The sequence below is a fragment of the Flavobacterium anhuiense genome, from assembly GCF_050990855.1.
In the GTDB taxonomy this organism is placed as follows: Bacteria; Bacteroidota; Bacteroidia; order Flavobacteriales; family Flavobacteriaceae; genus Flavobacterium; species Flavobacterium anhuiense_C.
In genome coordinates, this window is sequence record NZ_CP158861.1 from 5362292 (window position 1) to 5387336 (window position 25045).

Annotated in this window: 26 protein-coding genes; 14 read left to right on the forward strand and 12 right to left on the reverse strand. The window is 33.8% G+C overall.

Features of this window, described 5'->3' with window-relative positions; genetic code table 11:
* Window positions 1-73: 73 nt before the first annotated feature.
* Window positions 74-985 (reverse strand): AEC family transporter, encoded by a 912-nt coding sequence (locus tag ABTV69_RS23020; protein ID WP_433833062.1) that lies wholly within the window; start codon window positions 983-985, stop codon window positions 74-76.
* A gap of 281 nt (window positions 986-1266) precedes the next feature.
* Between ABTV69_RS23020 and ABTV69_RS23025 the strand changes: the two genes are divergently transcribed.
* The 3 genes from ABTV69_RS23025 to meaB all read left to right on the forward strand — a co-directional run bounded on the left by ABTV69_RS23025 (window position 1267) and on the right by meaB (window position 3801).
* Window positions 1267-1674, forward strand: a complete 408-nt coding sequence (locus ABTV69_RS23025; RefSeq protein WP_433833064.1) for an RrF2 family transcriptional regulator — start codon at window positions 1267-1269, stop codon at window positions 1672-1674.
* 57 nt (window positions 1675-1731) lie between these two features.
* Window positions 1732-2373 (forward strand): NAD(P)-dependent oxidoreductase, encoded by a 642-nt coding sequence (locus ABTV69_RS23030; protein WP_433833066.1) that lies wholly within the window; start codon window positions 1732-1734, stop codon window positions 2371-2373.
* 306 nt (window positions 2374-2679) lie between these two features.
* The gene (gene meaB / locus ABTV69_RS23035; RefSeq protein ID WP_433833068.1) at window positions 2680-3801 is read left to right on the forward strand and encodes a methylmalonyl Co-A mutase-associated GTPase MeaB; all 1122 of its coding nucleotides are present in this window, start codon (window positions 2680-2682) and stop codon (window positions 3799-3801) included.
* 253 nt (window positions 3802-4054) lie between these two features.
* Here the strand turns inward: meaB and ABTV69_RS23040 are convergent, their stop codons facing one another.
* The 3 genes from ABTV69_RS23040 to ABTV69_RS23050 all read right to left on the reverse strand — a co-directional run bounded on the left by ABTV69_RS23040 (window position 4055) and on the right by ABTV69_RS23050 (window position 7743).
* The gene (locus ABTV69_RS23040; protein ID WP_433833070.1) at window positions 4055-5989 is read right to left on the reverse strand and encodes an LTA synthase family protein; all 1935 of its coding nucleotides are present in this window, start codon (window positions 5987-5989) and stop codon (window positions 4055-4057) included.
* 37 nt (window positions 5990-6026) lie between these two features.
* Complete coding sequence (locus tag ABTV69_RS23045) at window positions 6027-6254, reverse strand: hypothetical protein (RefSeq protein WP_379697065.1); 228 nt, start codon at window positions 6252-6254, stop codon at window positions 6027-6029.
* 106 nt (window positions 6255-6360) lie between these two features.
* Window positions 6361-7743, reverse strand: a complete 1383-nt coding sequence (locus ABTV69_RS23050; protein WP_433833073.1) for an MATE family efflux transporter — start codon at window positions 7741-7743, stop codon at window positions 6361-6363.
* 190 nt (window positions 7744-7933) lie between these two features.
* Between ABTV69_RS23050 and ABTV69_RS23055 the strand changes: the two genes are divergently transcribed.
* The gene (locus tag ABTV69_RS23055; protein WP_433833075.1) at window positions 7934-8452 is read left to right on the forward strand and encodes a hypothetical protein; all 519 of its coding nucleotides are present in this window, start codon (window positions 7934-7936) and stop codon (window positions 8450-8452) included.
* Window positions 8453-8598: 146 nt separating this feature from the next.
* On the opposite strand, the gene ABTV69_RS23060 is transcribed toward ABTV69_RS23055, so the two are convergent.
* Window positions 8599-9483: a PPK2 family polyphosphate kinase gene (locus tag ABTV69_RS23060; protein WP_433833077.1), complete on the reverse strand. Its 885-nt coding sequence runs from the start codon at window positions 9481-9483 to the stop codon at window positions 8599-8601.
* Window positions 9484-9597: 114 nt separating this feature from the next.
* On the opposite strand from ABTV69_RS23060, the gene ABTV69_RS23065 reads away from it, so the two are divergent.
* From ABTV69_RS23065 to ABTV69_RS23105, 9 genes are all read left to right on the forward strand, one after another.
* On the forward strand, window positions 9598-10434 hold the full coding sequence (locus ABTV69_RS23065; RefSeq protein ID WP_433833079.1) for a DUF6929 family protein: 837 nt from the start codon (window positions 9598-9600) through the stop codon (window positions 10432-10434).
* A 12-nt stretch (window positions 10435-10446) separates the two neighbouring features.
* Window positions 10447-10794, forward strand: a complete 348-nt coding sequence (locus ABTV69_RS23070; RefSeq protein ID WP_433833081.1) for a hypothetical protein — start codon at window positions 10447-10449, stop codon at window positions 10792-10794.
* Window positions 10794-11207 carry a hypothetical protein gene (locus ABTV69_RS23075; RefSeq protein WP_433833083.1) on the forward strand — a complete coding sequence of 138 codons (414 nt, stop codon included), beginning with the start codon at window positions 10794-10796 and terminating at the stop codon, window positions 11205-11207. Before ABTV69_RS23070 ends, ABTV69_RS23075 begins: the two co-directional genes overlap by 1 nt.
* A 199-nt stretch (window positions 11208-11406) precedes the next feature.
* Window positions 11407-11907, forward strand: a complete 501-nt coding sequence (locus tag ABTV69_RS23080) for an RNA polymerase sigma factor (RefSeq protein WP_433833085.1) — start codon at window positions 11407-11409, stop codon at window positions 11905-11907.
* A 2-nt stretch (window positions 11908-11909) separates the two neighbouring features.
* Window positions 11910-12872, forward strand: a complete 963-nt coding sequence (locus tag ABTV69_RS23085) for a hypothetical protein (RefSeq protein ID WP_433833087.1) — start codon at window positions 11910-11912, stop codon at window positions 12870-12872.
* A gap of 70 nt (window positions 12873-12942) precedes the next feature.
* Window positions 12943-15120: a YfbK domain-containing protein gene (locus ABTV69_RS23090; protein ID WP_433833089.1), complete on the forward strand. Its 2178-nt coding sequence runs from the start codon at window positions 12943-12945 to the stop codon at window positions 15118-15120.
* Window positions 15121-15173: 53 nt separating this feature from the next.
* Entirely contained in the window at window positions 15174-15761 is a 588-nt protein-coding gene (locus tag ABTV69_RS23095) for a phospholipid scramblase-related protein (RefSeq protein WP_433833091.1), read from the forward strand.
* Window positions 15762-15877: 116 nt separating this feature from the next.
* On the forward strand, window positions 15878-16594 hold the full coding sequence (locus tag ABTV69_RS23100; protein ID WP_433833093.1) for a 3-ketoacyl-ACP reductase: 717 nt from the start codon (window positions 15878-15880) through the stop codon (window positions 16592-16594).
* A gap of 203 nt (window positions 16595-16797) precedes the next feature.
* Window positions 16798-17307, forward strand: a complete 510-nt coding sequence (locus tag ABTV69_RS23105; RefSeq protein ID WP_433833095.1) for a hypothetical protein — start codon at window positions 16798-16800, stop codon at window positions 17305-17307.
* A 200-nt stretch (window positions 17308-17507) separates the two neighbouring features.
* Here the strand turns inward: ABTV69_RS23105 and mtaB are convergent, their stop codons facing one another.
* A complete protein-coding gene (gene mtaB, locus ABTV69_RS23110) occupies window positions 17508-18842 on the reverse strand; it encodes a tRNA (N(6)-L-threonylcarbamoyladenosine(37)-C(2))-methylthiotransferase MtaB (protein ID WP_433833097.1) in 1335 nt (444 codons plus the stop codon).
* Between the two features lie 486 nt (window positions 18843-19328).
* Here mtaB and ABTV69_RS23115 point away from each other — a divergent pair, with 486 nt between their 5' ends.
* Window positions 19329-19853 carry a hypothetical protein gene (locus ABTV69_RS23115; RefSeq protein WP_433833099.1) on the forward strand — a complete coding sequence of 175 codons (525 nt, stop codon included), beginning with the start codon at window positions 19329-19331 and terminating at the stop codon, window positions 19851-19853.
* Between the two features lie 76 nt (window positions 19854-19929).
* On the opposite strand, the gene ABTV69_RS23120 is transcribed toward ABTV69_RS23115, so the two are convergent.
* The 6 genes from ABTV69_RS23120 to ABTV69_RS23145 all read right to left on the reverse strand — a co-directional run bounded on the left by ABTV69_RS23120 (window position 19930) and on the right by ABTV69_RS23145 (window position 24967).
* The gene (locus ABTV69_RS23120; RefSeq protein WP_433833101.1) at window positions 19930-20460 is read right to left on the reverse strand and encodes a GNAT family N-acetyltransferase; all 531 of its coding nucleotides are present in this window, start codon (window positions 20458-20460) and stop codon (window positions 19930-19932) included.
* A gap of 6 nt (window positions 20461-20466) precedes the next feature.
* Window positions 20467-21348: a Cof-type HAD-IIB family hydrolase gene (locus tag ABTV69_RS23125; protein WP_433833103.1), complete on the reverse strand. Its 882-nt coding sequence runs from the start codon at window positions 21346-21348 to the stop codon at window positions 20467-20469.
* A gap of 4 nt (window positions 21349-21352) precedes the next feature.
* Window positions 21353-21571 (reverse strand): putative signal transducing protein, encoded by a 219-nt coding sequence (locus ABTV69_RS23130; protein WP_379697120.1) that lies wholly within the window; start codon window positions 21569-21571, stop codon window positions 21353-21355.
* Between the two features lie 95 nt (window positions 21572-21666).
* Window positions 21667-22326, reverse strand: a complete 660-nt coding sequence (locus ABTV69_RS23135) for a DEAD/DEAH box helicase (protein ID WP_433833105.1) — start codon at window positions 22324-22326, stop codon at window positions 21667-21669.
* A gap of 52 nt (window positions 22327-22378) precedes the next feature.
* The gene (locus ABTV69_RS23140; protein ID WP_433833107.1) at window positions 22379-23542 is read right to left on the reverse strand and encodes a sigma-54-dependent transcriptional regulator; all 1164 of its coding nucleotides are present in this window, start codon (window positions 23540-23542) and stop codon (window positions 22379-22381) included.
* A gap of 108 nt (window positions 23543-23650) precedes the next feature.
* Window positions 23651-24967, reverse strand: coding sequence for an ABC transporter permease (locus ABTV69_RS23145; RefSeq protein WP_433833109.1), 1317 nt, complete (start codon window positions 24965-24967; stop codon window positions 23651-23653).
* Window positions 24968-25045: the final 78 nt, after the last annotated feature.

Below are 25045 nucleotides of genomic sequence, written 5' to 3' on the forward strand. Positions count from 1 at the left end.
AGAATATAGAAAGCATTCCTTTTCTTAAAAAAAGTTAAAATTCTACTTTGTCGATATAATTAGTATTTTACTACTAAATAAAAGTCAGAATGAAATACCAAAAAGCCAGCGTCACAAACGAGATTGGAATTCCGAAACCAATCATCATACTGCTTAATTTTGGTTTTAAGCCATAAGTTGAAGCTAAGATTGCACCGGTAATCATGGGTGCCATTGCGGTTTCCATAATAGTAATTTTTATCACTTCAGAATGTTGATTGAAAATAAAAACGTATAAAATAAAAATCACGAAAGGAATTAAAAGCAATTTAAAGAAAAGTCCCAATCTTAAGAATTTCCAATGCTGACTTTTTCGATCAAAAGTTAATTGCAATCCAACAGAAAGTAATGCTAGAGGTGTTACCAAACTTCCAATTTTTAATAATGCCGATTGGAGATTTTCATTTAAATCAACTTGAAAAATATTCATTAAACAAGCAATAACAAACATGATGAAAGGAGGAAACAAAATGATCTTTTTGAAAATTCCTAATGCATCTGGACTTCCTTTAGAATAAAAGGCGGCTGTAAAAACTCCTAAAGTAGAAACCACCACAAAAGTTCCTGGCTGATCTACTAGAACTGCAGTTTCTAAACCTTTTTTTCCAAATAAAGCTTCAATAATCGGATAACCAAGAAAAGAACTATTACTTAATCCAGCTGTTAAAATCAAACATCCAATCAATTTGTTGGACCAGCCATTTCTTCTTCCTAAAAAATGAAAAAAAATAAAAGCCAGAATATAAGTAATCCACCCCGCTCCTATTGGAAACAATAATTCGCTGCTCCATTTTATCTTCGGAATATGGTATAAAGTAATTGCAGGAAGACAGAAATAAATAACAATTTTATTGAGCGTCTTATAAATATGGGTAGGAAATTGTTTTACGCGTTGTAAAATCAATCCGAGTGTTAGAAAAAGAAATATTAGAATAAAGTTGTTCATTTCGTAAGATCAAGACAAAAATAGGTATTTATATTTTAGTGATTAGTGAAAAGTGATTAGTAATTAGCCTTTTGTGGTAACCGTAACTTGTAATTTACTTTTGTTAAAAATATAACATTTGCAAATAGCTTATCCCTATCCACTTTTTACTTTTACTAATAACTTTTAACCAATCACTTTTAACTAATTACTAATCACTAATCACTCATTTCCAAAAAAATAGTTAAATTAGTATTTTGTGTTGCAAAAAGACGTAAATTTGTAACATATTTTATTACAGTATGATTTCAGGTAAATTTGCCATAACGATTCACATTCTTACGCTGCTCCATAAATTCCCCAATGATTATTTATCATCGGAGTTTATTGCGGGGAGTATTAATTTGAATCCTGTTTTGGTTCGAAAAGAAATTGCCAATTTAAAAGCACATCATATCGTAGAAAGTAAAGAAGGAAAAAATGGAGGTACAAAATTGGCAGTTAACGCTGCTGATCTGACTTTAAAACAGATATTCGAAATGACCTTTGAAACGATTGGTTTAGGTTTTGCTAAAAATCAGCCGAATCCTGATTGTCCTGTTGGAAAAAATATCAATCAGCATTTGGAGAATTTATACAGCGAAATGAATCAGAAAGTCAGCGCACAGCTGGAAGGAATTTCATTGGAAGATTTTTCGAATCAATTTTAAAACTATTTTTTTAATCTAAACTGTAACATTTTTTATTACTAAATAAATTTATATATTATGAAAATCGCACTTATTGGAGCTACAGGATTTGTTGGCTCAGCACTTTTAAACGAATTAGCAGACAGAAAACATGAAATCACTGCTATCGCAAGAACTCCAAAAGACACAGCAAACGCAACTTGGGTTGCTGCCGATATTTTTAATGTTGATGCTTTGGCTGCAATCTTAAAAGGTCATGATGCTGTTATCAATGCTTATAATCCAGGATGGACAAATCCAAATATTTACGATGACTTTTTAGCAGGCTCTAAAGCAATTCAAGAAGCGGTTAAAAAATCGGGTGTAAAACGTTTCATCACTATCGGTGGTGCAGGAAGTTTATATGTGGCTCCTGACTTGCAAGCGGTTGACACTCCAGATTTTCCAAAAGAAATTTTCCCAGGAGCAAACGCAGCAAGACATTATTTAAATATCATCAAAGAAGAAAAGGATTTAGATTGGGCATTCTTTAGCCCTGCTTTCGAAATGCATGCTGGAACTAAAACTGGAAGAACTGGTAAATACCGTTTAGGATTAGAAAACCCAGTTTTCAATGATGAGCAAAGAAGTATTTTATCTGTAGAAGATTTAGCAGTTGTTATCGCTGACGAAGCAGAAAACCCAAAACACCATCAAGTTAGATTTACAGCTGGATATTAATTTTTAAAGATGCTAAGTTGCTAAGGCACTAAGATTCTAAGTTTTTTTAGCCACGAATTCACGAATTATTTTATAACCGAATTATCCCATCTTTACTAAAATATTAATTACACGAAAAACTGCTTCCTTAAAATCGCCAATCTTTGACGAGCTACTTTCGTGTCCTTCGACTTCGCTTAGGAAGACAAAAAAATGCAACAATAATTCGTGAATTCGTGGCAAATAAATTTATACAGTTTCAAAGGCATGATTGTCTTTTGAAACTGTTTTAGTTTTCTGTACTTTTACATTTCTAAAAAGTGCGTTTTGTCAAATTCTAATAAACAAGCCGGCAGTATATCTGAAAAAGCTGGAATTTCATCACCCGAAATCACCAATATTTCGGCTATCAATCAAATTAAAAACAAACGCAGACAGCAGCCCACTTCTCAAGAATTGATTAATGGCATTTTAGGAGGAAACAGAACTTCTCTTAGTCGTGCCATTACTTTAATAGAAAGCACCAATCCCGATCATTTTGAAAAAGCGGGTGAAGTCGTTCAAGGCTGTTTAGCTCATGCTAACAAATCTCTCCGCATTGGAATTACGGGTGTTCCTGGTGTTGGAAAAAGTACATTTATTGAGGCTTTTGGAAAACATCTGACAGAACTTGGAAAAAAAGTTGCCGTTTTGGCGGTTGATCCAAGTAGTTCGCTTTCGCACGGAAGCATTTTGGGTGACAAAACCCGAATGGAAGAATTGGTTAAAGATGAAAATGCTTTTATTCGACCAAGTGCTTCTGGTGAGACTTTAGGCGGTGTGGCTCGCAAAACTCGAGAAACTATAATTCTATGCGAAGCGGCAGGTTTTGATACTATTATTATCGAAACAGTTGGCGTTGGCCAAAGTGAAACTGCCGTTCATAGCATGGTCGACTTCTTTCTACTTTTAAAAATTTCCGGTGCGGGCGATGAACTTCAAGGCATCAAGCGCGGTATTATGGAAATGGCAGATGCAATTGTTATCAATAAAGCAGATGGCGATAACGTAAAAAAAGCCAACCAAGCAAAAGTGGATTTTAATCGGGCGCTGCATTTATTTCCGACAAAAAAATCAAACTGGCAACCAAAAGTGAGTACTTGCAGTTCGCTGACAAAGGAAGGAATTCCAGAAGTTTGGAATACGATTTCTGATTATCTCGAACTCACAAAAGAAAGCGGATTTTTCCAAGAAAAAAGAAACGAACAAAATCATTTCTGGATGATGGAAACCATCAACGAACAATTGATGCAAAATTTCTATAATCAACCTGAAATTATTTCACTATTGGAAGAAAGCAAAAAAGCAGTGCAAAACAATGAAATTTCATCGTTTGCAGCTGCTTCTGAGTTATTAAAATTGTATTTTAATAAAGGGGCAAAGGCTCAAAGGGACAAAGGTTCAGAGTAAAAAAAAGTCGCTTTGCCCCTTATTATTCTTTTGAACCTATTCCTCTCAACAATCTCTATACACAATCTTGTCATTTCGACGAAGGAGAAATCTCCGCAAGTAGCTCCACAAAGTATATCAATCTTTGTAGATTAAGCAACGAGAATTTCTCCTTCGTCGAAATGACAAATCTTTTCGATTTCAATATTTTTCTAAAAAAGACAAAGGTTCAAAGTAAAAACCTTTGAACCTTTGCCTCTTTGCTCCTTTGAACCTATTTTTTGCGCAACTTATATTTGCTTTCTTTATACAAATTGCCCGCTGTTATAACATGTGCTAAAGCATCTTTTGCTAAATCTTCATTTAGTTTTACAGGAATTAAAGTCGTATCGTTTTTAATTTCGAATTGAAGCGGTTTCAAATTGGGTTGCATGATTACCACTTGGTTTTCTACTCTAAAAGCATTGATATCATTAAACTGCATGATAGACCTTCCTTGTACTTTTGGATCTAACTTTGTCAAGTTTCTCCCTACCATTGGCGTTTCAAATGGCATTCCTAAATAACCTAATAATGTCGGCGGAATATCAATCTGACTTGCTAATCTATCGTAAACGGCTCCTTTTGCAACGCCAGGTCCCATAATAAATGCTGGAATATGGAATTTATTTATCGGAACTAAATTTTTACCATACGTTCTTGTATTGTGATCGGCAATAACAATAAAAATTGTGTTTTTGAAATACGCTTCTTTTTTTGCCATTTCGAAAAATTTCCCAATAGAGAAATCAGCGTATTTCATAGCATTATTTACCGTAGCAGGCTTTTTATCATAAGGTTTAATTCTTCCTGCTGGATATTCGAAAGGTTCATGATTTGAAGTCGAAAACATCAAAGAGAAAAATGGTTTATCTCCTTTTGATTTGAAATAGTTATTAGCTTTAGTAACTAAATCTTCATCCGAATAGCCCCAAGTTCCTTTGAAAGCATATTTGTTTCCATCAGAATCAAAATCTTCTTGATCGACAATATCACTAAATCCATTTCCATTAAAGAAAGAAGCCATGTTATCAAAATTTGCCATTCCCCCATAAATGAAACTAGTCTCATAACCTTTTTGTTTTAACGCTTCCGCTAAAGTAAAAAAGCCTTGTTGTGAGTTTCCAAGTTTTACAACACTTTCTGATGGTGAAGGTAAAAATCCCGTTACAACCGCTTCAATTCCACGGACACTTCTGGTTCCTGTACAATACAAATTGGTGAATAAAGTCCCTTCTTTCGATAATTTATCAAATTCTGGCGTTAATGGTTTTCCTCCTAAAATTCCAACGTATTCTGCACCTAAACTTTCTTGCAAAAATATTACTAAGTTATACGGTTTCTGCACAACAGAATCTGGCTGTTGGACATGTAAAAGCGGGATATTAGCATCTGTAAAATCGTTTGGTCCAGCAATCATGTATTTTTTTACACGAGCAACAGCTTCGGCTTCGTCCATTTTACCGTACATTTTGGTATTTCCTTCATTTTTGATAGAATACGCTGCAAAAGCTACCGTATAAAATGAATTTAATCCCAACGTATTAGTTAACTGATCGGTCGAAAAAACAGCATTACTTGCATTAATAGGACGTTTTGAAGTTAGACTTGAACGCGCTCCAAAAAACAATAAAAAAGCCACTAATGGAAAAACCATTAATTTAAATTTATAATCTGTATTTACCGTATAGAATAGTTGTTTTCCTTTTTTGAAAGCCAAATAAAGCACAACGCCTAAAATCAGGAAAGTTACAATAATCGAAGTCAGGTAACTTTTTAAAAGCATTCCGACCACTTCTTTTGGATAAATAAGATAATCCAAGAAAATCTTATTCGGACGCGTATCGTATTGTTTTACAAAATCTGGTGAAGCCAATTCTACGAAAAGAATTAAAAACAGAAATAGAAAACTATAAATGACCAAAAACTTATTGGTAAACTTTATCGCTTTGTTCGGCAGAAAAGTAATTAGCAAAGCTGGAAGAAACGACAAATAACAAAGCAGTATTAAATCCATTCGAAGACCGATTGGAAAAATATACCAGAAATCTGGCGTCTCCACTACTCTTTCTTTAAAAAGAAAAAATAAAAAGATTCGACTTAGAGTTGTAATCAATAATCCGATTACTATAAAACTAAAAATCGGTTTTAAGAAACGTAAATTTTTCATTAAAAATAGTGTAAGAACGTAAAATCAGGAAAACCAATTACTCTTCGTAACGGTTTATTTCGCGGTCGTAAAACTCGTTTGCTTTTTCAATTAAACCTTCCATTTCGATGTTTAATTCTGCTTCGTCAAGATCTTCTGCTTCTTCTAAAAATTCCACCTCATCATCTTTCAAATTGATGATAAATCTTGGATAATCTAAGTGGATGATAAAAATATCATCTGGAAAATCGGTGTTGTCTCCAAGTAAAAATTTAGGTAATTCCATGTGTGTCTATTTTTTTTTAGTGATTGATTATTTTTTTTTGCCACTGATTAAAATGATTAAAAAGGATTTCTTTTCTTCCTCAGCAGCATATATTTTTCAAATTTAATTATTCTGCGTCTGAATTTTCAATTAATCTCTTGGTTAAGTAATGAAAACGAATGTATAGCGAAATTGCCGCCGCAGTCAAACCTGCCAAAAGTCCGATCCAAACTCCTTGCGCTTTCAGTTCTGTGTGTTCTCCTAAATAATAAGAAATAGGAAAACCAATAACCCAATACGCTACAAAAGTGATATACATCGGAATTTTTACATCTTGCAATCCGCGCAAAGCGCCCAAAACCACAACCTGAATTCCATCAGAGATTTGAAAAACAGCCGCAATTAAAAGCAATTTTGATGCGATTCCAATTACTTCTTCATTATCTAAAATCTGTCCTGTATTTTCCATATTCAAGAAAATGTGCGGAAGATAATCGTGGAAAACGATAAAGAAAATGGCAAAAATGGTCTCTAAAATAATGGCCAACAAGAAAATAGAACGCGCTACAACGACTAGTTTTTTATAATCCATTAAACCTCTTTGGTTACTAACACGTACCATCGATGTTACGCTTAATCCCATTGCAAACATAAAAGTCATCGAAGCCAAACTCAAAGCAATCTGATTTGCTGCCTGACTTGTTTTTCCTATATTGCCGCAAAGCCAGATCGAAGCGGTAAACAAAACCACTTCAAAAAGCATTTGCATGGCAGAAGGAAATCCGATGCTGATAATCTTTTTTATCGTTGCTTTTTGTATTTCATTAAAACTAAAACCTTTAAAAAAGCGTTTTAAATCATCTCTTCGCGAAAGCATGATATGCATGAACATAACCAAAAATATTCTCGAAATTACGGTTCCTAAAGCGGCTCCGATAATTCCCATTTTTGGAAAAATCCAAATTCCGTAAATCAAAACATAGTTGATTCCAACGTGTAATACGTTTGCCATCACCATTGCATACATCGAGTATTTGGTTAATGACATTCCGTCTGCAAATTGTTTGTATCCTTGATACATCACCAGCGGAATCAAAGAAAAGGCAACCCAACCTAAATAAGGTTTAGCAAGCACAATAACATCTGCAGGCTGTTTTAGCAATTCCATAATAGGTTTTGCAAACATGATGACGGTAAAAAGGACCAAACCTAGAATCGTACATAGGAATAGACCGTGATGAAAAGCAGAACGAATTTTGGTGTCGTTTTTCTCAGCGTCGCCTTCGGCAACGATTGGTGTAATAGCGGTAGAAAATCCAATTCCTAAAGACATCGCGATAAAAATCATACTATTACCAAGTGAAACTGCCGCCAATTCTGTACTTCCAATTTTACCCACCATTATATTGTCGACAATACCAATTAAAGTATGTCCAACCATACCTAAAATTACGGGATATGCTAGTCTTAAATTATATGAAAACTCTTTGGTGTACTGCTTTAAATTCACTTGTATTCTATTTTAAGCGGCAAAGATAATCAGAAGCTTCGAATTCTATCCTATCAATAAAAATATATCCCGATTTTAAGACAAAAATAAGACGAACTCAATATTATGTAACGATTCCTGAAAATTGTATAACAAACTCCAAACGCCTTGCATATAATTTTACATCATAGAAATTTCAAAAATATAAGCCATGAAAAAAGTACAGATGTTATGCCTAGCTGCGTTCACGTTTTTATTTGCCAACACGACATTCGCTCAAGAAACAGAAGCGACAAATTACGATCAAGGATTTAGATTAGGAGTCGGATTAAATGGAGGACTTCCAACCGATGGCGATTACGATTGGGCTCTTGGGGGAGACGTTCGTTTACAATATGATCTTTCTAAGAAAACATCTTTGACCTTAACAACAGGTTTTACAAACCTATTTATGGGAAAAGATGACCTTGGAAACAACGTAAAAGATCTTGGATTTATTCCAGCCAAAGCAGGCTTTAAAGCCTTTGTATTAAAAGATCAATTTTATGTTTTAGGAGAACTTGGTGCTGGTTTTGCAGTAACAAATGGTTACAACCAAACCACCTTTTTATGGGCTCCTGGTATTGGATATGCCAACAAGTACATCGACTTAAGTGTTCGTTACGAAGATTATCATGACTTTAGAACTAATCAAGTAGCATTGCGTGTTGCTTATGGTTTTAAACTATAAAAAATAGGTTTAATTTATTATTTTGTTTTTGGTAAAAACCCGACAGTCTGAGGAGTCTGTCGGGTTTTTTATTTGAAAAGAAAAATTTACAGTTATAAAATAAACCCGACAGGTTTTTAAAACCTGCCGGGTTTCAAATTATCTAATTACCTAACCTTCTCCCCCAATTCCTTTTTATACAACTCGATATTTGCAGCCGTTTTTTCGTCTAATTCAGGTTCTGCAATATCGGTATGTTTTTTCATTTCTTCCCAAATAATTTTAGCTACAATATAACGCGACATCTCTTTATCATCTGCTGGAACAACATACCAAGGCGCATGTGGGGTCGACGTTTTATTGATCGCTTCCTCATAATACTTCATATAATCATCCCAATAGCCGCGTTCTGTCAAATCGCTTGGCGAAAATTTCCAATTGTGTTTTTCTTCATCCAAACGGCGTAGTAAACGTTGACGCTGTTCTTCTTTACTCAAATGAAGATAGAATTTCATTACAATTGTTCCGTTTTGAGAAATATGCTTTTCAAAATTATTAATCTGTTCAATTCTATTTTTCCAAAAATCAGGCGTGATATCATCTACAGAATTAATTCCTGGCAAGTTTTCGCCCAAAATATATTCAGGATGCACACGCGTCACCAAAATATTCTCATAATGCGTTCTATTAAAAATCGCAAATTTTCCTTTTTCTGGAAGTGCAATATAATGTCGCCATAAATAATCATGTTCCAGTTCTGCCGAAGTTGGCGTTTTAAAACTATGCACCACTACTCCACGCGCATTAAATTCTTTAAAAACTTCACGAATCAAACTGTCTTTCCCCGAAGTATCCATTCCTTGCAGACAAATCAAAACGCTATATTTATTGTGTGCATACATTACATCTTGCAAATCGCTTAATTTGGCTTGTACCTTATCTAATTTCTCTTCTTTTTCGTCGTCATCGGCTTTTACAGATAATAAAGTCGGAATGTCTTTTAGCTTAATTTTATCTACAACTTTAAAATCTTTCGGATCTATTGATTTCATATTTTACAATTTTTATATCTTAAATATACTAATTTTACGAATTCCGATAGCTATCGGAACTGCTATTCATTGCAATATTATCAGAGCTAGGCACTTATTTTCAAAACAATACTCATGGAAAAATTCACATTAGAAATATTATTTCAAATCATCGGAATCGGTTCTGCATCAGGATTATTCTTCAATAACAATTCTCTTTACGTAATTGGCGACAACAGCGGATTCCTTTACGAATACAATATCGAAAACAAACAATTAAACCAACACGCTTTAATTGACAATCCGACCCAAAATATCCCGAAAAACCTAAAACCCGATTTTGAGTCTTTAACGCATCATAACGACACGCTTTATGTTTTTGGTTCTGGTTCTACTGAAAACCGAAATAAAATGATTGAGTTTGATATCAAATCAAAAACCGTTTTGCAAAAGAACAATTTAGTCGATTTGTACGCTGTCATGCAGAATTTCGGAGAAATAAAACCCGAAAATTTTAATCTGGAAGGTGCTATTTTCGATGGAGAAAATTGGTATTTATTCAATCGCGGAAACGGCGCCACTAACAAAAACACGATTTTTACCATTCACGCCAAAAATCTTGGAGAAGAATTTGCTTTGATTTCTGTCAATTATAAACTTCCAAAAATAAAAGGCGTTCGTTCCAGTTTTACCGATGCCGTTTTGGTAGACGATAAAATCTATTTCCTTTCAACTGCCGAAGACACTAAATCAACTTATGACGACGGTACAATCTTAGGAAGTTTCATTGGAAGAATTGACATAAAAACCATGAAGATAGATTTCACTCAAAAAATCACAGCAACCAATAAATTTGAAGGTTTGACTTTATACAAAAAAGAAAATAATAAAATCGAGTTTCTGCTTTGTGAAGACAATGACACTGAACTTTTAGAAACCAAGATTTATAAATTGACATTGCCGATTAAGTAAAAACATATTTTTATGAAAAAATTAATTGATTTTTTAGAAGCCAATAATCTAATTCAGATTAGTAGGATTTCGAAATTAATAATTACCAAACGAGGCAAAAGCAACGTAGAAGTTATATTGAATTTAGAAGACAGGGAAAAAATCAATACTTTCCTAAATGAATTTTCGATTGCAGAAAATGACATGAAACTTGTAACTATGATGGCGCCTCCTTATGATTTAATTTTAGAAGATTCTGAATTTAATTCTTTAGTAGTTGGCGTATTGCCTGAAGTGAAAAGTTTCAGAATTCCAGATCAAGGGACAGATATAGAACTCGAACAAGATTTTTTAACTATTTTAACGAAATATCTCAATTAATGAAGTTCTATTTTAAAGAAGAAAATATCTCAGAAGGAAAAGTTATTGACCTAAAATGCCACAATTGCTTTTTAAATACTTCTTCGTTTGATATAGTAGGGAACAATTGGACAATGAGCTTTATCGGAATTATTGGTGTTTTCAATTCTTCAGAAAACGAATTATTTATAACTTCACTAACAAAGGATGAATTTCAAAATTATTCAAATATTCATCCAAGTGAAATTAACGAGCGTTTGAAACTTTTATTAAACAGAGAAAATTTAGTTTTTCTTAAAAATGAAAAAGATTCTAATAATCAATTAATAAAAAAGTGTCCTAATTGTCATGAAAAACTAGAACAAATTAAAGAGCGCTCTTTTGAAGAGTTTATTTTAGATGGAGGTAAAGTTTATACAATAGTGTCTTATTAAATTTTAGCAAATCAAACGTAAGACGCACAGCAGTGCGCCTCTACATTAAAATCTTTGCAACTTTGTCACTCTGTAACTTTGCAACTTGAAAAAAAATATTTTTTTTCACCTCCGTCCCAACCTTTTTATCTTTTTATCTCTCTATATAAGAAAGACAACAATTGTGATAAACGAGACTCAAATAGCAAACTGTAAAAAAATGCACCGCGATGCCCAGCGCGAGGTGTATGCATACATGGCGCCAAAGTTGTACCGCCTTTGCAAAAGATATTTAAAAAAGGAAGAAGAAATCGAAGAAGCACTAGCCGATTCTTTCTTTACTATTTTCACCAAACTAGATCAGTTAAAAGAAGCTTATGCTTTTGAAGCTTGGGCCAAAAGAATAACGGTAAATCATTGTTTGGCAAGCATTAGAAAAGCAACCAACTTCAACATGTATTTGGACGACGTAAAGCTGATCTCTCAGCCTTCTGTCGATGAACTGAATACATTGGAAGAAGAAGATCTACTTAATTTATTAAACCATATTCCTGACGGCTGTAAAACTGTTTTTAACCTTTTTGTCATAGAAGGTTACTCTCATAAAGAAATAGCCGAAATGCTAAAGATCTCTGAAGGCACCTCAAAATCACAATTGAATGCCGCTAAGACCAAACTGAAAGAACTGGTTAATAAACTGTATTATCAAAAAGCAAAATAGTCATGGACAATCAAGATAAATTATTCGATAAAATAAAAGAAGCTTCGCAAAAAGCCGAGTTTCAAGACTTTCCAGGAATGGAAAAAGTCTGGGCGCGAGTTGAAGAAAAACTGGACAAAAAGGAAGATAAAAAAACAATTGCTTTATGGAAGAAAATTGCAGTTGCCGCTTCTCTTCTTTTACTGATTTCTTTAGGCTTTCAGTTTTTACATTCAGAAAAAGAAATTACAACAGAAACTCCAAAAGTAGTTTTTGAAGAAAAAGAAATAAAACAAACGCAAGAACCCATTTTAGATAAAAAAATTGCAACTCCATCTTCAGATTCTAATATAGTCTCTAACGAAGAAGCGGTTAAAATTTTAGAAAATCAAACTAAACATAAAGAACGAGTTGCTATTCAGGAAACAATAATTCCTCAGGCAGAATCTGTAATGTCTGCACCTGCGCCAAAAATTGCTGCAGAAACAGCAATGCCTGCAAAAGTTTTATTAACTGATACTTTTGACGAAGAAGAGAATACTTCATCAAGAAAAGAAGTAACACCGGATATGGGGTATTCTAATTTTTCTGAAAGAGCTTCTGCAAAAGTTGCCTATTCTGCTGCCGAACAGAAAGCAAAAAAAAGTGCTCCATTAGTAGTTTTCAACGGAAAAGCGATGGCACATAGCGATGATGTGAAGAAAGATAAAATGATGCAAGAACAGCTTCCGAATCTACAACCTGAAAACATGGAGTCTCTAGTAGTTTTAGATGATCCTTTATACATTATCGATGGTATTTATTATTCTGAACAAGATTTATTTGGCAAAAATCCAACTAGTCCGTACGCGCCTTTGGACAATCAGGAAATAAAAACGATAACCATTTTGCAAGATCTTGAAGCCACTTCTAAATATGGCGAAAAAGGGAAAAAAGGCGTTGTAATCATCACTACTAAAAACGGAAAACCGGCTCCGAAAAAATAATCTTAAGCTTTGTCAAAGTCTGCAGCTTTGACAAAGCAAAATCAAAACATTAATTCTAAAACGTATTATCATGAAAAGTCTAAAACTTATTTCATCAGCCATTGCTATGCTTATATGTTTCGTAACTATGGCACAAGAAAGAACAATTACAGGAACTGTTACAGACGAATCTAAAACTCCTCTTCCTGGCGTTCAAGTGATTATTAAAGGCACTAAAAAATATGCACAAACCGATTTTGACGGAAACTATTCTATTCAAGCGCAAAAGGGAGATATGCTAGTTTTTAGCTTTATTGGATACAAACAGCAAAGCCAAAAAGTTGAAAATTCAAATATCATTAATATAAAAATGTTTGCAGAAATGTCAAGCTTGCAAGAAGTTGTAGTGGTAGGCTATGGAACAAGCGATGCAGAATATAGCAATCGCAGTTACGAACGCGCTGAACGTGCCGAAAGGAAAAAAGCAAAAATGGCCGCTGCATCTGTAGCTTTACAAGGAAAAGTCGCGGGAGCTCAAGTTCAGAATAATATGGGATATCTTGCAAATCCAAGCCCAGCTGTTACTATTCGCGGAAACGCTTCAATTTCTCCAAAAAACGAACCGATTTATATTATTGACGGAGTTCCTGCAAAAGCCAATCAAATGTCAAAAATTAATCCCGATGACATAGAAGATTTAAAGGTTTTGAAAGATGAGGCTGCAACTTCTATTTATGGAAGTAAAGGTACAAATGGCGTTATTGTTATTTCGACCAAAAATGAGATATACAAAAACCTGACTGAAAAAGAATTGGACAAAAAATTAAAAATCATGCCAATTCCGACTGAGCCAACTCAGGAAGATTATGACACTTTTGTAGAAAATGCTTTCGAGAGTCCAAAAACGGCACCGCTTTCTACTTTTTCTATAGATGTTGACAATGCTTCTTATACCAATATTAGACGTTTTTTAAACAACGGCCAGCAAGTTCCAAAAGATGCCGTTCGTGTAGAAGAAATGGTTAATTTCTTTAAATATACTTATCCGCAGCCAAAAAACGAGCATCCATTTTCGATCAATACAGAAGTGAGTGATTCTCCGTGGAATGCAAACAACAAAATCTTGAAAATTGGTTTACAAGGAAAAAATATTCCAACAAACGATTTACCAGCTTCCAACCTTGTTTTCTTAATTGATGTTTCGGGTTCAATGAGCGACATGAACAAATTGCCTTTATTAAAACAATCCTTGAAAATTTTGGTTGACGAATTAAGATCAAAAGATAAAGCAGCGATTGTCGTTTATGCAGGCGCAGCGGGTCTAGTTTTACCGCCAACTTCTGGTGATGAGAAAAAAACAATTATTAATGCATTAGATAATTTACAAGCTGGAGGAAGTACAGCAGGCGGCGCAGGAATTGAATTGGCTTATAAAATTGCTACTGAAAATTTCATCAAAAGCGGAAACAATCGTGTAATTCTAGCAACAGATGGAGATTTTAACGTAGGAAGTTCTTCTAACACAGACATGGAAAAACTAATTGAAGAAAAAAGAAAAACAGGCGTTTTCTTAACTTGTTTGGGTTATGGAATGGGCAATTACAAAGACAGCAAAATGGAAATCTTAGCCGATAAAGGAAACGGAAATTATGCTTATATCGATAACATTCAAGAAGCAAATCGTTTTTTAGGAAAAGAATTTAAAGGTTCGATGTTTGCTATCGCGAAAGATGTAAAAATTCAGATCGAGTTTAATCCAAAACAAGTTCAAGCGTATCGCCTAATTGGTTATGAAAACAGAAAATTGCGTCCAGAAGATTTTAAAAATGATGCGATTGATGCAGGAGAACTAGGAAGTAATCATACCGTTACGGCTTTGTACGAAATTATTCCTGCAGGTGTAAAAAGCGATTATTTAGCGGAACAGCCAGATGCTCTCAAATATACTAAAACTGAAACAAGTCCTAATAATTACAGCAATGAATTGGCAACAATAAAATTCCGTTACAAAAAACCTGATGGAGATAAAAGCATCGAAATGGTTCAGGTTATCGAAAACAAATCTGTTCCTTTAGAAAAAGCAAGTGACGATATGAAATTTAGTTCTGCAGTAGCTTGGTTCGGATTGAAATTGAGAGATTCTAAATTAATCGCTGACAAGTCTTCTGAAGAAATTGTAAAACTGGCAAAGCAAGGAAATTCAAACGACGGCGAAGGTTACAAAGCAGAATTCATCCGTTTGGTTGAAACTTCTAAACAATATAATTAATCCAAATTTTATTACATTTGCGGCTTTATTTTTAAAATTTACTTTACACACGTATGAATCCTATTTTAAGCCAAAATCTATTTTTAGTAAAAGAACATATCGGAATGTTTAAAGCCGCAAACAATTACGATATCTACCACCCAGAAACAAATGAGATTATCATGAACTGCCGAGAAAACAATCTTGGTTTTTTCACAAAAGTTTTCCGATTTACAGATTACAAAAGAGCAACTCCTTTTAATGTTGAAATTACAACAGCTTCTGGCGAAAAATTAATTACCGTAAGAAGAGGTGTTGCCATTTTTAGATCGACTGTTGAAGTATTGGATGAAAAAGATCGTGTGATTGGAACTTTCAAACAAAAGTTCTTTTCTATTGGAGGAAAGTTTGACATCTTGGATAAAAACGAAAAACCAGTTGCAACGCTTCAAGGAAAATGGACTGGTTGGGATTTTAAATTCTCGCATGAAGGCAAACAATTGGCTCAAGTAAATAAAAAATGGGCAGGATTAGGAAAAGAGTTTTTTACAAGTGCTGATAATTATGCACTTCAAATTGAAGAAAGCGTTCCCGTTGATAGTCCGCTGAGACAGTTAATTCTAGGAGCCGTAATGTGTATTGACATGGTTCTGAAAGAATAACAGAAAGTTGTTAAACTTAGATTAAGAATATCTTTTAAAGCATCATTTTAGTTTTCAAAAGCCTATTTTTGTAAGACTTATTATGATGCTTTCTGCATTTTTAAAAAATTACCATCATGACCGACTTAAAAAATAAAAATGCCTTTATTACTGGGGCAGGAAAAGGAATAGGAAAAGCTGTGGCAATTGCTTTGGCTAAAGAAGGCGTAAACCTAATCTTAGTTTCTAGAACTCAAAAAGATATAGAACAATTGGCTGACGAAGCTTCAAATCTGGGCGTAAAAGCTTTGGCTCTAAGTGCTGATGTTTCTGATATTGATTCAATCAACAAAGCGGTAGAAAAAGCTTTAGCCGAATTTAAGCATATCGATATTTTAATCAACAGCGCTGGAATTGCGTCTTTTGGAAAATTCTTAGAATTAGAACCTGAAGCTTGGGAGAGAATTATTCAGGTAAATTTAATGGGAACGTATTTCACAACTCGCGCCATTATTCCAAACATGATTGAAAGACAAATAGGAGATATTATCAATATTTCTTCGACTGCTGGATTAAACGGAAACGCTTTGACAAGTGCTTACAGCGCTTCTAAATTTGCTGTATTAGGTTTAACTGATTCTTTAATGCAAGAAATGAGAAAACACAATATTCGCGTGACCGCTTTAACGCCAAGTACAGTTGCAACTGACATGGCTAAAGACCTGAACTTAACGGACGGAAATCCAGAAAAAGTAATGCAGTCTGAAGATATGGCAGATTTAATTATTGCGCAATTAAAATTAAACCGAAGAGTGTTTATTAAAAACAGCAGTATTTGGTCTACTAATCCTTAAAAATAAATAAATTCCAAATTTTAAAATTCCAAATTCCAAATATTTGATAAATCTCGATCTTAGAAATTCCAAATTCCAAGGAACGAAACAGTTAAATCTCAGTATTTAAATGTCTTTTTTTGGAATTTAGAGTTTAAAATATTGGGTTTTATAATTAAAGAATTGGAATTTGGATTTTTAGTATTGGAATTTCAAAAAAATATATGATGGAACAATATTTAAGACAATTGGTCGAAATAGAATTTCAGGATAAAAAACAGATTTTCTCTGGATTTCTAATTGATTATTCAGACGAATGGATTTTACTTCGTAATAATCCTGTAGATTTCGTTTTGGATGGTTTTGTTATTTTGAGAAATAAAAACATAGAAGCCGTAAACCGAGATCACGATTTGGCTTTTACGGAAAAAGTAATTCGTTTGAAAGGTTTAAAGATAAACTCTGACGATATTATTCCGATTAAAAATTTAGCTTCGATTATAAAATATGTTTCTGAAAAATATGGCATTTTTCAGATTGCAAAAAAATCATCTAAATCTGCTTATCTAGGAAAATTAATCGATTTGAATGAGGAAGAATTGACGATTGATTTTTTAGATACTCAAGGCCAATTCGGAGGAGAACTAGGTTTTAATCCAGAAAAAATTAGGGTTATCGAATTTGATACGGATTATATTAATTCGCTGAAATTGGTGGTTGGAGATAATTTTTAGTACCACAGAGATACGCTAAAATTTCACAGAGATTCACAAAGAAATTCATAATTACAATATCGTAGAGGCGCACCGCAGTGCGTCTTACACAAAGGTTTAAAAAACAAAAAGCTCTTTTAATTTATAAAAGAGCTTTTTGTTTTTAATTAAAATTCTTTGCGAATCTCTGTGAAATCTTGGTGTATCTCTGTGAAATAACCTTAAACGGCAGCAAGCTTATTCAAAAACTCAATACGAACACTTCCGTCCTCGTCAATTTTGGTTAAGTTGATTTCCTGCAAAGTATTTACCAATTCTGGATTCCAAGGTGTTTTTACTTTTACGTAGTTTTCTGTAAATCCGTGAATATATCCTTCTTTATTTTCTCCTTCAAAAAGAACCGTTCTGTTTGTTCCCAATTGGCTTTCATAAAAGGCACGACGTTTTTTAACCGATAAACCACGAAGCATTTTACTGCGTTTTGCTCTTACATTTGCAGGAACAACGCCGTCCATATCCACTGCTTCTGTATTATCTCTTTCAGAATACGTAAATACATGTAAATACGAAATATCTAAATCATTTAAGAAATGGTACGTTTCTAAAAAGTGTTCGTCTGTTTCTCCAGGAAAACCAACAATTACGTCAACACCAATACAAGCATGCGGCATTACTTCGCGAATTTTGCTTACACGTTCTGTATACACTTCACGTAAATAACGGCGTTTCATTAATTTTAAAATATCATTACTTCCTGATTGTAGCGGAATATGAAAGTGCGGTACAAAAGTTCGACTTTTAGAAACGAATTCGATTGTTTCGTTTTTCAATAAATTCGGTTCGATTGAAGAAATTCTCAAACGCTCAATTCCTTCTACTTTGTCTAAAGCCTGAACTAAATCAAGAAAAGTATGTTCGTGTTTTTTGTTTCCAAACTCCCCTTTTCCGTAATCTCCAATATTTACACCGGTTAAAACAATCTCTCGAATATTTTGAGCTGAAATTTCTTTGGCATTTTTCAGCACATTTTCTAAAGCATCACTTCTAGAAATTCCTCTTGCTAATGGAATTGTACAATAGGTACATTTATAATCGCAACCGTCTTGAACTTTCAAAAATGCTCTTGTACGATCTCCAATAGAATAGCTTCCAACGTAGAAATCGGCTTCAGCAATTTCGCATGAGTGCACTTCACCCATATCGTTTTTGCTCAAATCATGGATATAGTCTGTAATTTTGAATTTTTCTGTTGCACCCAAAACCAAATCAACACCATCAACAGCAGCCAATTCTTCTGGTTTTAATTGTGCATAACAGCCAACAGCAGCAACAAAAGCTTTTTCATTAAGCTTCATTACTTTCTTTACTACTTGCTTAAACTGCTTATCTGCATTTTCTGTTACAGAGCAAGTATTGATGACATAAATATCTGCTATTTCTTCAAAATCGACGCGGTCAAAACCTTCGTCATTAAAATTTCTGGCAATTGTAGAAGTCTCTGAAAAATTCAGTTTACAACCCAGGGTATAAAAGGCAACTTTTTTTCTATTTTCCATAATCTACTTAAATTAATGAAATCGTTGTCAAAAAATTTAAGGCTGCAAATTTACAAACAATATTCATCAAAAGAAAGCGATTAAGACACTTCGAATCAATATTTTGGCAGTAATGTTAATTTAGAAACATTCAAAAGTTAAACTTTTTTATTTTTATTCAAAAAAAAAAACAAGTTTATCAATTTTCAAGTTTTACATTCCGATAAGAATAAAACGACAAAACAATCGATTAAAAGCAAATTTAATCGATTAAATGCATTTTTTTATTTTTTAAATTCAAAATTTCTTACATTTACCATGTTATGAATGCAGTTGGCAATAAATTCATAGTAAAGAATTTTAAGGTGCTTTAATTAATTTAATAATAATTCAGGCATAACAATTTTGAATTTTACTCGTTATGTTGTTGTTTTGTGTTACAAAATGAAATGGGAAAGCCGAAAACCAAAGAGAGTAGGCAAAATTAAAATACAAATACCACGCTTTATGAAAGCATTTTTACCCACAATCTGCTTGATGTTCTTAACCGTATTTAGTTCGCAAGCGCAAACTAATGCTCCAGCCGCAAATGCAAATCCATTTCCTACTATTAGCACATTGACGTCTTGGGCAAGCTTAAATTCACAACAGCAATTTGATGTTGCTATTCGTGCAGTTGGGTTTAAGTTTGAAGTTAAAGAACCAGGTGAAGGATCTACAGCTTATACCTACATTCGTAAAGTAACTGTTAACGAAGTAAACTATACAGATAGAATTGTATACAGAATTACAAATAACAATTCTGCAAGTATCATTTCTTTAGTAACTGCTTCTACTGATTTGGTTAGTTTATACACACCACAATTGGCAAGCTTTAAAAACAACAACTGTAAAACAGAAATGTCTAAAGACAAAAACACTACTTGCAGCTGTTACGAAAGTGCAAATTTTGCAATCGATCTTTGCGACGAGCGTGTAAAATTAACTATGGGAGATGGAAATAAATATTTTGTTTCTGTAGCTAAAAAATAATATTTCAAATATTACTTCTTAATTAATTCCAAATCTTTACTGGCTTTTAAGTATGTAAAGATTTGGAATTCGTTTTTTATAGCAAGTCAGGATTTTTAAGTTCGTACCAAACTTCCAATTCTTCGTCATATTCGAAAGAATTTACAAAATGAAAACCTAATTTCTCTAGAATTCTTCTTGAGTTTTCGTTTCCTGCATCTGCGTAAGCATAAAGCACTTCTACCTTCATTTCGTTAAAAGCATGCTCAATAAAAGCTTTTCCGGCTTCGGTTGCGTAACCTTTTCCCCAATGTTTTTCGATAAAACGATATCCTAACTCGTAAAAATCTTTGTGATTATTGATTTCGTCTGTAATAAATTTTATTCCAGACCAGCCAATAAATTCGTTGGTTTTTTTTAAAACAACAGCCCATCTTCCTGTACCAAAATCTTTATATTGTTTTTGAACAAATTTGAGATACGCAATACTTTCATCAATATGCTTTACAGGCCTATTGCCAACAAACAAATGCACATTAGGATTGGATTCCAATTCAAACATTCCTTCTGCATCAGAAAGTTGTAATTCTCTTAAAAGCAAACGCTCTGTTTCAATTGGATTTTTCATTTCAATTTAGTTTAAAATATATTTTTGAACCACCTCAGCAACACCATCATTATTATTTGAAGCTACAATTACATCGGCTTTATCCCGCAATTCTGGCGTTACGTTATCAACCCAAACACCTAAACCAGCATATTCTATCATTGTAAGGTCATTTCCTGCGTTTCCAACCGCGATAATCTCACTTTGATGAATTCCTAGCTTTTCAGCCAGAAGATTCAAACTTGCCGCTTTATCTATTCCTTGTTGTGCGGCTTCTAAGAAAAATGGCTTCGACATTGCTACACTTAAATGTGGCATAGCTTGTTTTAAATCTCCTTCTACTTGCTTTAAATAAGCAGGCTCTTCTAATAAGATACATTTTACAGATGGACGATTTACATATTCTTTAAAATTAGCCACTTTGCGATGAGCCATTTTGGTAATTTCCTTCTCGACTTCAATATACTCAGAGTCTGTTTCGCTGATAATTTCGTTATCTAAATACGTAATGATATCCGTTTTCATTTTAACGCTGTAATCGTACAAATCGTGGATTTGTTCTACAGTCAGTTTTTGCTCAAAAAAATCTAAATTTTCTTTTACTCTGGTAATTATAGCTCCATTAAACGAAATAATATACGAATCGTTTACATCCAGCTCCAATTCTTTCGCGTATTCTATCATAGCAATAGTTGGTCTTCCTGAAGCCAAAACCACATAAACACCTTTTGCTTGTGCTTCTAGAATAGCTTTTTTATTTAAATCCGAAATTTTATGATCGTCTGTCAACAAGGTATCATCCATGTCGAGCACTAACATTTTGTATTGCATATTTTTAATTTTCGGTTGCAGTTTTTCAGTATTCAGCATTCCGTCGCAGTTAAAGTACGAAAGCTGAATACTGACCACTTTTTTAAAGGCTCATTCTAAATTCTTCTATAACAGGATTTGCTTTCGCGAAATCTGTTTCTTGAATAAATACTTCAACCGCTAAATCAGTTTGTCCAAAACCGCCTAAACGTGCCGATTGGATATTATCTTTTTTAACTGTTTCTACTCCAGCTTCTTCTAATCTTTCTTTCAGCGCAATTGCTAATATTTCGCTTCCTGAAAATACTTTCATTAATCCCATGATGCCTTATTTTTTATTCTATTAATTTTTTAAATCAAAAAATCCCGCTTTTCAGTAATTGCGACTGAAAACCGGGACTGTAACCTTATAGTAAATTATTCTTCTTCTATATCCTCGTCCTCCTCATCAAGTTCTTCTCCGTCTTCGTCCATATCAAACAAATAAGGCTCGACCATTATTTTATCTGCCAAAATTTCGATACGTTCTGTCAAAGTTTCAGAAAAGATAATTCGTTGCACTTTGGCAATACTGTTAGAAATACGCGTAATTTTTGGATCATGACGCAGTTTCAAAATCGGATCGGCATCATCTACAATAAACATTTTTAGACGATTTACGTTATAACCCGCCGTGCTGAACATATCATTTAACTTAGTAGGCGTACCAATTAAAACATCGATTCCTGTAGAAACGTAGTTTTTATCGTAATCCATATCGCCTTTTTCATTTACACCATAAACCTCCAAATCGGTGTATTTAGCATACTTATTAAAAAGCTCCACCATTTCTAGAACCTTTGCTTTGTCTTCAACAAAAATAAGAGCACGAGGAGATTCTTCGGTTTGTCCAGCCAATTGCTGAATGACATTTAAAACAATCGTAGTTGTTTTTCCGCTTCCTTTTGGAGAAATAATAATACAGTCGGCACCACTTTTTATTGTCGAAAAAGTTTCCATTTGTAAAGCGTTGGCTTCTGTCAGACCATTTTCAATCAAACCGTCTTGTAATTTCTCGTTTATTTTTTTTAGTTTCATTTCTAAATTTTAGATTTCAGATTTTAGATTTCAAATTGGAAAACCTAAATCATTATTTGCTTGCGAACATTTTTACATCTGTTTCTGAGATTTCGTTTCCTCCCAAAATGATCAATCTTTCCACTACATTTCGAAGCTCACGAATATTTCCTGTCCAATCGTATTCTTGTAATAATTTTATGGCTTGCGCCGAAAATGACTTCCCTGCACTTCCTTGCTCTGAAGCGATTTTTTCTGTAAAATGAGTAATCAGAGCTGGAATATCGTCACGTCTTTCGTTCAACGGCGGAACTTTTATTAAAATTACTGCCAAACGATGATATAAATCTTCACGAAAACGCCCTTCTGCAATTTCTGTTTTCAGGTCTTTATTGGTTGCCGCAACAACACGAACATCAACTTTTATGTCTTTATCTGCACCAACTCTCGTAATCATATTTTCTTGAAGCGCACGTAAAACTTTGGCTTGCGCCGAAAGGCTCATATCACCAATTTCATCTAAGAAAATTGTTCCTTTGTCTGCTGCTTCAAACTTTCCAGCACGGTCTTTCACTGCAGACGTGAAAGCACCTTTTACGTGTCCGAACAATTCGCTTTCGATCAATTCGCTCGGAATCGCCGCACAGTTTACTTCAATTAACGGAAAACTAGAACGTTCGCTTTTTTCGTGCAATTGATGCGCTACCAATTCTTTTCCTGTTCCGTTTGGTCCAGTAATCAAAACTCTAGCTTCTGTTGGCGCGACTTTATCAATCATCACTTTGATATGATTAATAGATTCGCTGTCGCCAATCATTTCGTAGTTCTTACTGACTTTTTTCTTTAGAATTTTATTTTCAACTACTAATTGTTTTTTGTCTAAAGCATTACGAACGGTATTCAGCAATCGATTCAAATCTGGTGGTTTTGAAATATAATCAAAAGCGCCCAAACGCATCGTCTGAATAGCCGTTTCCATATCCCCATGCCCCGAGATCATCACCATCGGAATTTCTGGTTTTACTTTTTTCGCTTCTTCCAAAACCTCAACACCGTCCATTTTTGGCATTTTGATGTCGCACAAAACCAAATCGTAATCGTTGTTTTTTATTTTTTCAAGTCCCGCAACTCCGTCTTCCGCTTCATCAACTTGATACGAATCATTTTCTTCTGATAATATTTTTACCAAAACTCTTCTGATCGCTGCTTCATCTTCTATAATTAGTATTTTACTCATTCTTCTTTAAGTTTCTGAGATTCTAAGATGCTAAGTTTCTAAGTTTTTCTTTTGATAGCTAAAAAACTTAGCATCTTAGAATCTTAGCCACTTAGCAGCTTCAAAAAATTAATATTTAAGCCACTTATACAATTCTTTCCAAGTCGGTTTTTTGCCGTACATTAAAATACCAACTCGGTAAATTTTTGCAGCGAACCAAACCACAAGGAAAAAGGTAGCAAACAATAATGATACCGAAATTGCGATTTGCCACCACGGCACGCCAAACGGAATACGCATTAACATAACAATTGGAGATGTTAACGGAATCATTGAAAAGATAACCGCAACACTACCGTGCGGATCGTTTACTACTGTAAAAAATCCGATATAAACGCTCAAAATCAGCGGCATTAAAATTGGAAGCAAAAATTGTTGAGAATCGGTTTGATTGTCGACTGCTGCTCCAATTGCTGCGTAAAATGAACTATATAAAAAATAGCCTCCAATAAAATAAATTACAAATCCGATTAAAATGCCTGCAATTGGGAGATTCCATAATTCGGCAATATACATTTGCGCAGATCCCGAAAATTCATGTTGCGCCGTTTGCATCATTTCTGGCGAAATTCTAGCTGTAGGCCCAACATTCACTCCAAAAAATGCTGATGCCGCAAACATTAATCCCAATCCAATTATGGCCCAAATCATAAATTGCAGAATCCCAGCTAATGAAGTTCCTACAATTTTACCTATCATCAACTGAAATGGCTTTACAGAAGAAATAATGATTTCGATAATTCGGTTTGTTTTTTCCTCAATTACGCTACGCATTACCATATTTCCGTAAATGATAATAAACATCATAATCAGATAACCAAATGCTCCCCCAATTCCTATTTTAATTTCGTTTAAACCTTTTAAACTTTCTTCTCCGGAAGCTTTCACCAAATGGATATTTACATTTGACTGCGCTTTTTGAATTGCTAGAGTATCTAGCTTGGCTTCTTCGAGATTTAGCTTTGTTATTTTCGAAGCAATTACATCTTGTGTGCTTTCAACAAAAGAAATACTTGGACTATTATTAGAAATAAATTCAATTTTACTTTCTAAATCTTTTATATTTTTTGTTTTCGGAATAACAATTAATCCGCTGAAATTTTCTTTAGTGATGCTGTCTTTTAAAGCATTTACATCAATTTCAGATAAATTCAGATATTTAAATTCGGCTCCTTTTTTATTTTCTTTCAAAAAATCAGAAGCAAAAAGTCCAGTTTCATCATGAATCGCAATTCTCTTGGTTTCTGCTTTCATCGAACTCAAATAGCCAATAAAAACAGCTATCGCCACAAACAAAAGCGGACTCAAAAAAGTCATGACAACAAAAGATTTATTGCGGACTTTGGCAATAAATTCTCTTTTTATAATTAATGAAATAATGCTCATTTCTATATTTTAGATTTTAGATTGTTGATTTTAGATTTATAGATTTCAGGCTTTCACTCTAAAATCTAAAATCTGAAA